The organism is Falsirhodobacter sp. 1013, from assembly GCF_051195255.1.
Lineage (GTDB): Bacteria > Pseudomonadota > Alphaproteobacteria > Rhodobacterales > Rhodobacteraceae > Falsirhodobacter.
In genome coordinates this window covers 78,601-91,650 of sequence record NZ_JBNJLK010000001.1, presented here as the reverse complement: position 1 = coordinate 91,650, position 13,050 = coordinate 78,601, and the positions used below count along the sequence as shown (strand labels likewise).

General features: G+C 67.8%; 10 protein-coding genes. 6 read left to right on the top strand and 4 right to left on the bottom strand.

Translation table 11 applies throughout. The features are described from left to right. Positions 1 to 88 precede the first annotated feature (88 nt). Both ACSHZY_RS00460 and ACSHZY_RS00455 read left to right on the top strand, forming a co-directional pair. A complete protein-coding gene (locus ACSHZY_RS00460) occupies positions 89 to 1,666 on the top strand; it encodes a DUF5928 domain-containing protein (protein ID WP_435163967.1) in 1,578 nt (525 codons plus the stop codon). Next, positions 1,663 to 2,019: an HIT domain-containing protein gene (locus ACSHZY_RS00455; RefSeq protein WP_435163965.1), complete on the top strand. Its 357-nt coding sequence runs from the start codon at positions 1,663 to 1,665 to the stop codon at positions 2,017 to 2,019. The genes ACSHZY_RS00460 and ACSHZY_RS00455 overlap by 4 nt, the downstream gene beginning before the upstream one ends. On the opposite strand, the gene polA is transcribed toward ACSHZY_RS00455, so the two are convergent. The 3 genes from polA to ACSHZY_RS00440 all read right to left on the bottom strand — a co-directional run bounded on the left by polA (position 2,016) and on the right by ACSHZY_RS00440 (position 5,601). Beyond that, complete coding sequence (polA, locus tag ACSHZY_RS00450) at positions 2,016 to 4,805, bottom strand: DNA polymerase I (protein WP_435163962.1); 2,790 nt, start codon at positions 4,803 to 4,805, stop codon at positions 2,016 to 2,018. The genes ACSHZY_RS00455 and polA overlap by 4 nt on opposite strands. 61 nt (positions 4,806 to 4,866) lie before the next feature. Beyond that, the gene (locus ACSHZY_RS00445) at positions 4,867 to 5,052 is read right to left on the bottom strand and encodes a zinc-finger domain-containing protein (RefSeq protein WP_435163959.1); all 186 of its coding nucleotides are present in this window, start codon (positions 5,050 to 5,052) and stop codon (positions 4,867 to 4,869) included. A gap of 57 nt (positions 5,053 to 5,109) precedes the next feature. Next, positions 5,110 to 5,601, bottom strand: coding sequence for a DUF1285 domain-containing protein (locus ACSHZY_RS00440; RefSeq protein WP_435163956.1), 492 nt, complete (start codon positions 5,599 to 5,601; stop codon positions 5,110 to 5,112). Positions 5,602 to 5,694: 93 nt separating this feature from the next. On the opposite strand from ACSHZY_RS00440, the gene ACSHZY_RS00435 reads away from it, so the two are divergent. Genes ACSHZY_RS00435 through ACSHZY_RS00420 form a run of 4 tightly spaced genes read left to right on the top strand, consistent with a single transcriptional unit; the run spans position 5,695 to position 12,330 of the window. Then, positions 5,695 to 6,699 carry an AAA family ATPase gene (locus ACSHZY_RS00435; protein ID WP_435163953.1) on the top strand — a complete coding sequence of 335 codons (1,005 nt, stop codon included), beginning with the start codon at positions 5,695 to 5,697 and terminating at the stop codon, positions 6,697 to 6,699. Continuing rightward, on the top strand, positions 6,696 to 7,553 hold the full coding sequence (locus ACSHZY_RS00430; RefSeq protein ID WP_435163950.1) for a DUF58 domain-containing protein: 858 nt from the start codon (positions 6,696 to 6,698) through the stop codon (positions 7,551 to 7,553). Before ACSHZY_RS00435 ends, ACSHZY_RS00430 begins: the two co-directional genes overlap by 4 nt. Next, the gene (locus ACSHZY_RS00425; protein WP_435163948.1) at positions 7,553 to 10,270 is read left to right on the top strand and encodes a DUF4159 domain-containing protein; all 2,718 of its coding nucleotides are present in this window, start codon (positions 7,553 to 7,555) and stop codon (positions 10,268 to 10,270) included. Before ACSHZY_RS00430 ends, ACSHZY_RS00425 begins: the two co-directional genes overlap by 1 nt. Next, entirely contained in the window at positions 10,267 to 12,330 is a 2,064-nt protein-coding gene (locus ACSHZY_RS00420) for a DUF7408 domain-containing protein (RefSeq protein WP_435163945.1), read from the top strand. Before ACSHZY_RS00425 ends, ACSHZY_RS00420 begins: the two co-directional genes overlap by 4 nt. On the opposite strand, the gene ACSHZY_RS00415 is transcribed toward ACSHZY_RS00420, so the two are convergent. Further along, positions 12,311 to 13,003, bottom strand: coding sequence for a DUF599 domain-containing protein (locus ACSHZY_RS00415; protein ID WP_435163942.1), 693 nt, complete (start codon positions 13,001 to 13,003; stop codon positions 12,311 to 12,313). The genes ACSHZY_RS00420 and ACSHZY_RS00415 overlap by 20 nt on opposite strands. Positions 13,004 to 13,050: the final 47 nt, after the last annotated feature.

Sequence of the window (13,050 nt, the reverse complement as noted above, 5' to 3'; positions counted from 1 at the left end):
TGCCGCATAAGCAAAAGCAGAGGATGCGGGACTTTTCAATCGCAGAGAAAGCGATTTAAATGATTTCGTTGGAACATCGGGACGGCACATGGCGAAGATCGCGTTCATTCTGCTTTGTCACAAGGATCCGGCCGGGATCATCGCGCAGGCGCAGCGATTGACAGCGACGGGCGATTTCGTCGCCATCCACTTCGACCGGCGCGCCAGTTCGGAGGATTACGCGCGAATCCGCAGCGCGCTGGCCGGCAATTCGGGCGTCGTCTTCACGCGCAAGCGGGTGAAATGCGGCTGGGGCGAATACAGCCTGATCGCCGCCACCCTTCTGGCCACCCGCGCGGCCGAGGAATCCTTCCCTGCGGCCACGCATTTCTACATGCTGTCGGGCGACTGCATGCCGATCAAGTCGGCCGAATACGCCAAGGCCTTCCTGGACGGGGAGGATGTGGACTACATCGAATCCTTCGACTTCTTCAAATCCGACTGGATCAAGACCGGCATCAAGGAAGAACGGCTGGTCTACCGCCATTTCTTCAACGAACGGAACCAGAAGACGCTGTTCTACGCCTCGCTGGCGCTGCAGCAGAAAATGGGGCTGTCCCGCCCCATCCCCGCGGGGCTGGAGATCCAGATCGGCAGCCAGTGGTGGTGCCTGCGCCGCCAGACGGTGGAAGCGGTTCTGCAATATTGCGACAGCAACCCCAACGTGCTGCGCTTCTTCGCCACCACATGGATCCCGGACGAGACGATGTTCCAGACGCTGGTTCGTCACGTCGTTCCCGATTACCAGATCCGCACCCGCACGCTGACCTTCCTGATGTTCTCGGATTACGGGATGCCGCTCAGCTTCTACAACGACCATTACGATCTGCTGCTGTCGCAGGATTACCTGTTCGCGCGCAAGATCAGCCCGCAGGCGTTGCAGCTGAAGGAACGGCTGGGCCAGCTCTGGGCCAAGGAAGGCACCGACTTCGCCATCTCGAACGAAGGGCGGACCCTTCTGACCTTCTTGCGCCAGCGGGGCCGGATCGGGCGCCGCTTCGCCCCCCGCTTCTGGGAAACCGAGGCCAGCATCGGGCGCGACCGGCAGCTGACCATCGTGATCTGCAAGAAATGGCACGTGGCCAAACGCTTTGTCGACAGGGCCGAGGAGGTGCTGGGCGTCAAGGCGATGCACTACCTGTTCAACGAGGCCGACACCCCGCTGCCGGCCCTGGGCGGGATCGAGACGACGCTGGCCAAGCGCACGCGGCACCGCCGGGCGCTGCTGCGCATGCTTTACGACTACTGGAAGACGGACCGGATGATGATCTGCCTCGATCCGTCCTCCATCGACCTGATCCACGACTTCGTCAGCGACAAGGCCGTGGTGCGCATCATCGAGCTGGAATGCGAATTCGACACCGACTACCTGACCGGCCACGCGCGGCGGGTGGGTCTGGCCGGCGACCAGACCCCGGCCGAAACGATGGAGCGGATCATCCCGACAATCCGCTACGACTTCCGCTTCGAAAGCGATCGCATCCGGGACGCAGGCTTCGGCCGCCACCGCCGGTTGCGCCAGAAGCTGTCACCCCAGCAGAACGCGGTGGCGCTGGCCGATCTGATGGGCATCCCCGAGGATCAGGCGCTGGAAGTCACCTCTGTCCACTACCTGTTCGAGGATTGAACATGACCTACGACCCCCAGAACATCTTCGCCCGCATCCTGCGCGGCGAGATCCCCAACAAGACGGTGGCCGACACCGAGCACACGCTGGCCTTTCACGACATCGCGCCGCACGCGCCGGACCATGTGCTGGTGATCCCGAAGGGCGCCTATGTGGATTTTGCCGATTTCGCCGCCCGCGCCACGGCCGAGGAGCTGGTGGACTTCCACCGCACCGCCGCGCGCATCTGCGAAGGCTATGGGGCCGGCTACCGCGTCATCTCGAACTCCGGCGGACATGGCGGGCAGGAGGTGCCGCATTATCACCTGCACCTTCTGGCCGGCCGCCCCCTGGGCCCGATGCTTCAGCGTTAATGCGCGGCGGCCCAGTTCGGGCCGCGCCCCGCGTCCACGATCAACGGCACGGACAGCTTCACCGCCGGATCGGCCGCGCCCTCCATCACCTCGCGCGCGCGGGCGATCAGGGTGTCCGTCGCCGCTTCCTCCACCTCGAACAGCAATTCGTCATGGACCTGCAGCAGCATGGTGGCGGGCAGCCCTTCGATGGCCTTGGGCATGCGGATCATCGCACGGCGGATGATGTCGGCGGCCGTTCCCTGGATCGGCGCGTTGATCGCGGCGCGGCGGGCAAAGCCGGCGCCGGGGCCGCGGGCGTTGATCTCGGGCGTGTTGATGCGGCGGCCGAACAGGGTCTGGACGTGGTTGTTGGCCTTCGCGAAGGCGATCGTTTCGTCCATGTAGGTGCGGATGCCGGGGAAGCGTTCGAAATACCGGTCGATGAAGCCCTGCGCGTCGGCGCGTGGGATGCGCAGGTTGCGGGCCAGACCGAAGCCTGAAATTCCGTAGATCACCCCGAAGTTGATGGCCTTGGCCTGACGGCGGATCATCGGGTCCATGCCTTCCAGCGGCACGTTGAACATCTCGGACGCGGTCATGGCGTGGATGTCGTGCCCTTCGCGGAAGGCGTCCTTCAGCGCGGGAATGTCGGCGATGTGCGCCAGGATGCGCAATTCGATCTGGCTGTAGTCCAGAGACACCAGAACTTTGCCCGGCCCCGCAACGAACGCCTCGCGGATGCGGCGGCCTTCGTCGCTGCGAACGGGAATGTTCTGCAAGTTCGGGTCGGTCGAGGCCAGCCGCCCCGTGTTCGCCCCCGCGATGGAGTAGGACGTGTGCACCCGCCCGGTGTCGGGGTGGATGTGGTCCTGCAAGGCGTCGGTATAGGTCGATTTCAGCTTGGAGATCTGCCGCCAGTCCAGAACCCGCGCCGCAAGGTCGTGCCCCTCGGCGGCCAGATCCTCAAGAATGTCGGCGCCGGTGCCGTAAGCGCCATTCTTGCCCTTCACGCCGCCCGGAAGGCTTTGCTCGTCGAACAGGATCTCTCCCAGCTGCTTGGGCGATCCGACGTTGAACGGGCGGCCGGCCAGCGCGTGGATCTCCTCCTCCAGCATGGCCATCTTCTGGGCAAAGGCGCCCGACATGCGCGACAGCGTATCGCGGTCCACGCGGACGCCCGCCATCTCCATGTCGGCCAGAACGGTCACCAGCGGACGTTCCAGCGTTTCATAGACCGTGGTCACGCGGTTGCGGTGCAGTTGCGGCTTGAACAGTTCCCACAGGCGCAGGGTGACGTCGGCATCCTCGGCCGCATAGGGCGTGGCCTTGTCCAGCGGCACGTGGTCGAAGGTGATCTGGCCTTTGCCGGTGCCGATCAGTCCCTTGATCGGGATGGGTGTGTGGCGCAGGTACTGCTCGCTCAGCGCGTCCATGCCGTGGTTGTGCAAGCCCGCATGCAGGACGTAGGACATCAGCATCGTGTCATCGACCGGTGCCACGTCGATGCCGATCAGCGCCAGCATCTTGCAATCGTACTTGGCGTTGTGCGCGATCTTCAGGATCGACGGATCCTCCATCACCGGCTTCAGCTGCGCCAACGCTTCCGCGATCAGCATCTGGCCGGGCACAAGGTCAGCCCCGCCAAACAGGTCGTCCGTGCCGCTGCGATGCGCCAGCGGGATGTAGCAGGCCCGCCCCGCCGTCACGCACAGCGAGATGCCGACCAGATCGGCCCGCATCTCGTCCAGGCCCGTCGTCTCGGTGTCGAACGCCACATGCCCCACGTCACGGATCAGGGCGATCCATTCGGCCAGTTGGGCAGGTTCGGTCACGGTTTCATAGGCGGCGTGGTCGAAGGGCAGGGCTTCGCGCTCCTCCGCCTCCACCACCGGGGTCGGGGCCGCGGGCAGGGGGGCTTCGACGCCGCGCTTTTCGGCCACGCGCTTGGTCAGCGTGCGGAACTCCATCGCGTTCAGGAAGTCGATCAGCCCCTCGTCCGGCTCGCGGATTTCTAGGCTTTCCAGCGTGAAGTCGAGGGGTGTGTTGCAGTCCAGTTCCACCAGACGCTTCGACACGCGGATCTGGTCGGCGAAGTCCATCAAGACCTGCCGGCGCTTGGGCTGCTTGATCTCGCCCGCCCGTTCCAGCAGCGTGTCCAGATCGCCGTATTCCTGGATCAGCAGGGCCGCGGTCTTGATGCCGATACCCGGCGCGCCCGGGACGTTGTCCACCGAATCGCCGGCCAGCGCCTGCACGTCCACCACGCGGTCGGGCCAGACGCCGAACTTCTCGAACACCTCGTCACGGCCGATGCGCTTGTTCTTCATCGGGTCCAGCATTTCCACGCCGTCGCCCACCAGCTGCATCAGGTCCTTGTCCGAGGAGATGATGGTGACCCGTCCGCCCGCGTTGCGCGCTTTGCAGGACAGTGCGGCGATGATGTCGTCGGCCTCATACCCTTCGGTCTCGATGCAGGCGATGTTGAAGGCGCGGGTCGCTTCGCGCGTCAGAGGGAATTGCGGCTTCAGGTCTTCCGGCAGGTCGGGGCGCTGGGCCTTGTAGGCGGGATAGATCTCGTTCCGGAAGGTTTTCGACGAATGGTCGAAGATGACGGCCACATGCGTGGGCGCGTCGCCGGATTTCGAATCCTCCACATACCGGAACAGCATGTTGCAAAAGCCCGCGACCGCCCCGATGGGCAGCCCGTCGGACTTGCGCGTCAGCGGCGGCAGCGCGTGATAGGCGCGGAAGATGAAGGCCGATCCGTCGATCAGATGCAGGTGGTGGCCGCTGCCGAAGGTCATGATCCGCTCCTTACCTATCCGGGTTACGGATATGGCACGAAGCGGGTCCGCCTTCCACCCGTCAGTGATCGCCCGTCGCGTGATCGCGGTCGATGACGAACCGCTTGTCGCAATAGCCGCATTCGACGAAGCCTTTATCCGCGGGGATCGTCAGCCAGACGCGGGGATGTCCCAGCGCCCCTTCGCCGCCGTCGCAGGCGACCTTCCAGCGGGTGACGGTCTGGGTTTCCGGCGGGGGGATGGGCATGTGGCGATGTCTCCTTGCTGGCGGTATTCTATCGTGGACCGCCGCAGCTTCAAGCGGTCAGAGGTCGAGATCCTCTGCCGCGCACAGCGCCACGAAGGCGCCGCCGCTGCGAAGGCCGAACGCGTCGCCCTCCACCTCGGCCCGCTCCACCAGCCGGTAGAAGGTCTTGCGGTCGATCCGCCCTTCCATCCCGCCGCGCACGTGCATGTAGGGCACCCCGCCCTTCATCCGCAGGGGGGACAGCGGCACCTCGTCCGCTAGGTTCGTGGTCAGCACGATGCGATCGTCCTCCTCCCGCAGGTCGGTCAGGACGAAGGGCACATCCTCCACCACGATGCCGACCTTTTCCGCTGGCGTCACAAGGAAATAGGCGTCCCCCTCGCGCTTCAGGACATTGGCGAACAGGCGCACCATCGCCGGTCGGGTGATCGGGCGCCCCTCATGGTGCCAGTCGCCGTTCCGGTCGATCCGCAGGTCGATGTCGCCGCAGAAGGGCGGATCCCACAGGTGCACGGGGGCGGGGCCCTTGCTTTCGATCAGCCCTCTCACGGCATTTTGTGCATCGGTGGTGTTTGGCATTTGAGCCTGCGGGCTAAAGTCGATTGAATGGGCGGGACTGTAAACGCCCGACGGAGGAATGTCATGGCCGACCCCGAGACCCTGATCGCGGACATCGAAACCCTCGGGGGGAAGCTGGCCGCAGCGAAGGCCAGCATCAACCGCCGCTTCCTGGGGCAGGACGATGTGATCGATCTGGTGCTGGGCTCCATGCTGTGCGGCGGGCACGCGCTGCTGGTGGGCTTGCCGGGTCTGGGCAAGACGCGGCTGGTCGACACGCTGGCCACCGTCATGGGCCTTCAGGGCAGCCGCATCCAGTTCACGCCGGACCTGATGCCCGCCGACATCCTCGGATCCGAGGTTCTGGACGCCATGCCCGACGGCAGCCGCGCCTTCCGGTTTCTGGAAGGCCCGATTTTCTGCCAGCTTCTTCTGGCGGACGAGATCAACCGCGCCTCGCCCCGCACCCAGTCCGCCCTTCTTCAGGCCATGCAGGAGCGGGAGGTGACCATCGCCGGCCAGCACCGCCCGCTGGGCCGCCCGTTCCACGTCCTCGCCACCCAGAACCCGATCGAGCAGGAAGGCACCTATCCGCTGCCCGAGGCGCAGCTGGACCGCTTCCTCGTGCAGGTGGATGTCGCGTATCCCGACCGCGCGACCGAACGCGACATCCTTCTGGCCACCACGGGCGCGGTGGACGATCAGGTGCATCCAGTCTTCACGGCCGATGAACTGCTGGCCGCCCAGACCGTTCTGCGCCGGATGCCCGTGGGCGACACGGTGGTGGAGGCGATCCTGGATCTGGTCCGCACCTGCCGTCCGCAGGAACCCGAGGGCAAAGCCCTGTCCGACACGCTGGCCTGGGGTCCGGGGCCGCGCGCGGCGCAGGCGCTGATGCTGATGGTGCGGGCGCGGGCGCTCTTGGACGCGCGACTGGCGCCGTCGGTCGCGGATGTGGTGGCCATGGCGCAGCCTGTCCTGATCCACCGCATGGCCCTGTCCTTCACCGCCCGCGCCCGTGGGGAAACCCTGTCCGGCGTGATCGCCCGCACCGTCGATGCCCTGACCGCGCTGGGCCGCGCCGCGTGAGCGTTCTTCGCCCCCATGCCGAGGCACTGGGCCAGTCGCTGCCACCCCTGCTGGCGGCGGCCGAGCAACTTGCCCAGACCGTCATGCTGGGCGAACATGGCCGCCGCCGCGCGGGCACGGGTGACGAATTCTGGCAATATCGCGCGGCCGGTCCGGGCGACGGCAGCCGCATGATCGACTGGCGCCGTTCGGCCCGCACCGACGCGCATTTCGTGCGGGAACGGGAATGGCAGGCGGCGCAAAGCGTCACGCTCTGGGTGGATCGCGGGCAGTCGATGGCGTTTTCAGGGGCCGCGGACCGCGCGCCCAAGGGCGACGTGGCGCAGCTTCTGGCACTGGCGCTGGGCGTGCTGCTGCTGCGCGGCGGCGAACGGGTGGGCCTGTCCGGCACCCCGCCGCGCCCCGGCCGCGCCCAGATCCTGCGCCTGGCCGAGGCTATGGCGGCCGAGGCGGCGGATGAACACGCCTCGCCCGATCTGGCGTTGACGCCGATGCACGGGCGGGTCGTGCTGATCTCGGACTTCCTTGGCCCGATGGGGGGGGTGGAGGAGGCGATGGCCCGCGCCAGCGCCCGCAACGCGCGCGGCGTCCTTCTGCAGATCCTTGATCCGGTGGAGGAGGCGTTTCCCTTCGACGGGCGCACCGTCTTCGAATCCATGACCGGCGCCACCCGCTTCGAGACGCTGGAGGCTGGCGCCCTGCGCGAGGCCTATCTGGCGCGGCTGGCCGAACGCAAGGCGCGGCTGGCCGATCTGGCGCGTGCCAGCGGCTGGCACGTCCACACCCACCATACGGGGCATGCCCCGCAATCCGCCCTGTTGTGGCTGTACCAGGCAATGGAGCGTCGCGTCTGATGTGGATCCTTGGCCCGATCGGGTTCACCGCGCCGCTGGTCCTGCCGGCCCTTGTTCTGCTGCCGGTCCTGTATGTCCTGCTGCGCGCCGTGCCGCCCGCGCCGATCCGCCGCCGCTTTCCCGGCGTGGCGCTTCTGCTGGGTCTGGCCGACAAGGACGCGCAGGCGCATCGCACGCCGTGGTGGTTGATGGCCCTGCGGATGCTGGCGGTGGCGGCGGCGATCCTTGCCTTTGCCGGCCCTGTTTTGCATCCCCGCGTGCAGGGCGGGGGCACCGGGCCGCTGCTGATCGTGATGGACGCCTCCTGGGGGGACGCGCGGGACTGGCCGCGCCGACTGGCCCGCGCCGAACAGGCGGTGGAGGAGGCGGCCCGCAACAACCGCCCCGTCGCCCTTCTGCGCGCCACCGAAGCCGCCCGCACCCCCACCTTCGCCCCCGCCGAAAGCCTTGCGCCACTGGTGCGGGGCTGGCAGCCGAACCCTTGGACGCCGGACTACACTTCGTGGGTCAACACCCTGCCGGAAGGGGAGTTCGACACGCTCTGGCTCTCGGACGGCCTTGACCATCCCGCCCGCGCCGATCTGCTGGAGGCGCTGGAACGCCATGGCCCCGTCACGGCGGTGGAGGTGCCGAACGCCACCATCGCCTTGCGCCCGCCGATCTTTGAAGGCGCGGCGATCCGGCTTCGCGCCAGCCGCCAGCCGGTTCTGCAGGCGACGGACGTTGTGGTGCAGGCGGTGGGCGCCGACCCTTCCGGCGCCGACGCCGAACTGGCCCGCGCCACCCTGACCTTCCCCGCGGGCGAGACCGGGGCGGAAGGCGAACTGGCCCTGCCGGCCGAGTTGCGCAACCGCGTCACGAGCTTTCAGGTGGAAGGCGCGCGTTCTGCCGCCTCGGTCCAGCTGGCCGATGACAGCCTCCGGCGGCGCGAGGTGGCGCTGATCGGCGCCGATGCGCAGGCCGAAGGGGCCCAGCTTTTGTCGCCGCTGTTCTATCTGCGCCAAGCGCTTCAACCCTCGGCCGACCTGATCGAGGGGGGGCTGTCCGACATCCTGCCCGCCAATCCCGACGTGATCGTTCTGGCCGATGTGGCCCAACTGGGGCCAACCGACACGACGGCCCTGACGGAATGGGTGGAAAAGGGCGGCCTTCTTTTGCGCTTTGCCGGCCCGCGCCTGGCCGCCAGCCAGGTTGGCCGCGTGGAGGAGGACCCGCTGCTGCCCACCCGCCTGCGCGAAGGCGGCCGCGCCCTTGGCGGCGCGATGAGCTGGGGGGAGCCCCGCAAATTGGCCGCGTTCCCCGAGGGCTCCCCCTTCCACGGGCTGCCGGTGCCGGAGGAGGTCGCGGTGACCGAACAGGTTCTGGCCCAGCCGGGTCCCGATCTTGCGGCGCGCACCATCGCCTCGCTGGAAGACGGCACGCCCTTGGTCACGCGCAAGGCGATGGGGCAGGGGCAGGTGGTGCTGTTCCATGTGACAGCCAACACTGACTGGTCGAACCTGCCGCTGTCGGGCCTGTTCGTGCAGATGCTGGAACGGCTGGCCATCACCGGCGGCAATCCGTCCGAGGCGGTCGATCTGGCCGGTCAGGTCTGGACGCCGGATCGCGTGATGGACGCGTTCGGCCTTCTGACCGACGCCGGCCAGATGTCCGGTCTTCGGGGGGAGGATATGGGCGCCCCCCTGTCGGCCGCCCTGCGTCCCGGCCTGTATCGTGGGGAAGACCGTCTGGTCGCCCTGAACGTGATGCGCGCCGACACCCCCTTCGACGCCGCCGTCTGGCCCGATGGCATGGCGGTCGAAGGGCTGGACGTGGCCCCCGAACGGTCGCTTCAGGGGCCGCTTCTGCTGATGGCGCTGATGGCGCTGATGGTGGACGTGCTGGCGGCGCTGGCCGTGTCGGGGCGCTTGCGGCGGGTGGCGGCGGCACTGGCCGTGCTGGCCCTTCTGCCGATGGCCGAAGCCCGCGCGCAGGACCAGACAGCCATCGAGGCGACCGAGACGCTGCGCCTCGCCTTTGTGCGCACGGGCGACGCGCGGGTGGACCGTGTTTCGGAACAGGGCCTGCGCGGCCTGTCGATGCAACTGGCCGCCCGCACCTCGGTGGAGCCGGGGGACCCTGCGGGCGTCGATCCCGCCACGGACGAACTGGCCTTCTTCCCGTTCCTGTACTGGCCCGTGGTGGCGGACGCGCCGCTGCCTTCGGCCGACACCTTCACCAAGGTGAACGCCTTCCTGCGCACCGGCGGGCTGATCCTGTTCGACACGCGCGATGCGGACATGTCCGGCACCACGCCCGAAGGGCAGGCGCTGCAACGCATCGCCTCCGGCCTCGACATCCCGCCGCTGGAGGAGGTGCCGCAGGATCATGTCCTGACCCGGACCTTCTTCCTGATCCAGAACTTTCCCGGCCGCTTCAACGGCCCCGTCTGGGTGGAGGCCGCCCCTGCCGACGCGGAGCAGGAGGAGGGCCAGCCCTTCCGTCATCTGAACGACGGGGTGACGCCGGTGATGATCGGCGGGAACGACTGGGCTTCGGCCTGGGCGGTGGATGAACTGGGCACGCCGACGCTGCCCGTCGGGCGCGGGTTCGGCGGCGAACGCCAGCGCGAGATCGCGCTGCGCTTCGGCATCAACCTCGTGATGTATGTGCTGACCGGAAACTACAAGAACGACCAGGTGCATGTGCCGGCGCTGCTGGAAAGGCTGGGGAATTGAACGGTTCCATCCTCTTTGATCCGATGCTGCCGTGGTGGGCGCTTTGGACGGCCTGCGTCCTCGCAGTCTTGTTCGTGGCGCTGGCGTTGTGGCGGGGCCTGCGCGGCTGGTGGCTGCGCGGGCTGTCGCTGGCCGTGATGCTGCTGGCGCTGGCCGGCCCGTCGATCCTGCGCGAGGATCGCGCGCCTCTGTCCGACATCGTGATCGCGCTGGTGGATGACAGCGCCAGCCAGCGTCTGGGGCACCGTGCGGACCAGACGGCGGGCGCGCTGGCGCGCCTTCAGGCGCAGGTCGACGCGATGCCGGACACCGAATTGCGGGTGATCCGCGTGGCCGACGCGCCCGACAACGGCGGCACGCAGGCCATGACGGCCCTGGCCCAAGCGCTGGCCGAGGAGCCGCGCGACCGTATCGCGGGGGCGGTCCTCATCTCGGACGGGCAGGTGCATGACATGGGGGCGGCACCCCCGCTGCCCGCGCCGCTGCACCTGCTGCAAACGGGGCACGCCACCGACTGGGACCGCCGCCTGATCGTCCGCAACGCCCCCGCCTTCGCCATCGTGGGCGAAGAAGCGCGCCTGACCCTTCGGGTGGAAGATCAGGGCCGCGTTCCCGAGGGGCAGGGCCAGACCGCACGCCTGACCCTTGCGCTGGGGGCCGAGGCGCCTGCCACCGTGGATGTGCCGGTGGGGCAGGACATGGAACTTCCGGTCCGCCTGAGCCATGGGGGGATGAACGTCCTGCAAATCTCCACCCCCGGGGCGGAGGGGGAGATCACGGATCGCAACAACGCCCAGATCGTGCAGATCAACGGCGTGCGCGACCGGCTGCGCGTGCTGCTGGTGTCGGGCGAACCGCATGCGGGGGAACGCGTGTGGCGCAACCTGCTGAAGTCCGACCCCTCGGTCGATCTGGTGCATTTCACCATCCTGCGCCCGCCGCAGAAGCAGGACGCGACACCGGTGGACGAACTCTCGCTGATCGCCTTCCCCACGCGGGAACTGTTCATGGAAAAGATCAACGACTTCGACCTGATCATCTTCGATCGCTACCGATTGCAGGGCATTCTTCCCAGCCTGTATCTGGAAAACGTGCGCGACTATGTCCGCAAGGGCGGCACGGTGCTGGTGGCGGCGGGGCCGGAATTCGCCGGCGTCGAAAGCCTCGCCCGTTCCCCGCTGGGAGAGATCATGCCCGTGAAGCCCAGCGGCCGCGTGCTGGATCAGGGCTTCCGCCCCGGCCTGACGGACCTTGGCCAGCGGCATCCCGTGACGGAAGGTCTGGAAAACCCCGAACACTGGGGCCGCTGGTTCCGCGAGATCGACATGAAGCAGACGGGCGGGGAGGCCTTGATGAAGGGCATCGACGGCCGCCCCCTTCTGGTGCTGGACCGCGTGGGGGAGGGGCGCATCGCCGTCCTCGGCTCGGACCACCTGTGGCTTTGGGGGCGCGGATATGAAGGCGGCGGGCCGCAGCTGGAACTGACCCGCAGGCTGGCCCACTGGATGCTGAAGGAGCCGGAGCTGGAAGAGGAAGCCCTGACCGCCACCAGCGCCGGTCAGGAGGTCACGATCCAGCGCCGCACCTTGGGCGATCCGCCCCCCGCCGTCGTGGTCACGGCACCCGACGGCACGACCACGGATCTCGCGATGCAGGAACAGGCGCCGGGCCGCTTTGCCGTCACGTGGCCGGCGCCGGAACTGGGTCTTTACCGCATGCAGCAGGGCGAGTTGACCGAGGTGTTCGCCGTCGGTCCCGCGGCCCCGCGCGAGTTCGAGGAAACGATCGCCACGCCACGCCTTCTGACGCCGGTCATGGCCCCTGTCGGCGGCGGCGCGGTGCGGCTGGAGGATCACCCCGACTTCACCCTGCGTGAGGTCGGTGAGGGCCGGGTGGCCGCAGGGCGCGGCTGGCTGGGCATCACCCCGCGCGGGGCCTTTGTCGCGCAGGACGTGACGGTGGCGCCGCTGCTGCCGGGCTGGATCTGGCTGGTGGTGGCCGCGGCCTTCGCGCTGGGCGCGTGGCTGCGCGAAGGACGCCCTATTCGACGCGCTGCATGACGATGGCGCGGGATTCGGACGCGAACTCGCGCCGGATCAGCGTGGCCGCCGTCAGTATCGTCGCCAGCATCAGCGTCCACGGGCCCAACAGCCAGCCCAGCGCCGCCAGCGCGAAATAGACCGACCTCAAGCCACGGTTGTAGCTGCGGGCGGCGGTCACGTTCAACTCCGCCGCCTGCGCCGCGCGGTGATAGGCGACCGGATCCTCGCTGTTGGGCATGGACCCCATCAGGACGGCGCAATAGCCGAACAGCCGGTGCGACCAGATGAACTTCAGGAAGGCGTTGGCCAGAAACAGCAGGACGAAGATGATCTTCACCTCCACCACCACGGCCTGCGCGCGCAGGTTCAGGTCGTTGGCCACAAGGATCAGCTGTTCGGGATTGCCCACCAGCGCCAGACCCGCGCCCAACGCCAGCATGGTGCCCGAGATGAAGAACTGCGTGGCCTGCCGCAGGCTGGTGATGACCGTGCCGTCCAGGATCTTTTGCGGACGCGTCACGAAGTGCTTCATCCATTCCCGCCGGTAGTTCGCCATCAGCAGGCTGACCGAAGGGCGGTTCTTCGGTGGATGCTCCACCGCCCAGCCGATGGCCAGAAAAAGAACAACCGTCAGCGCGACCGCGATCGCGTCTGGCCAGTCCAGGATTCCGAGTCGTGGCAGCAGTTCCATGAACCCTGCGTAGCATGTTCCACAGGTGCGGAAAGGGGTCTTGACGG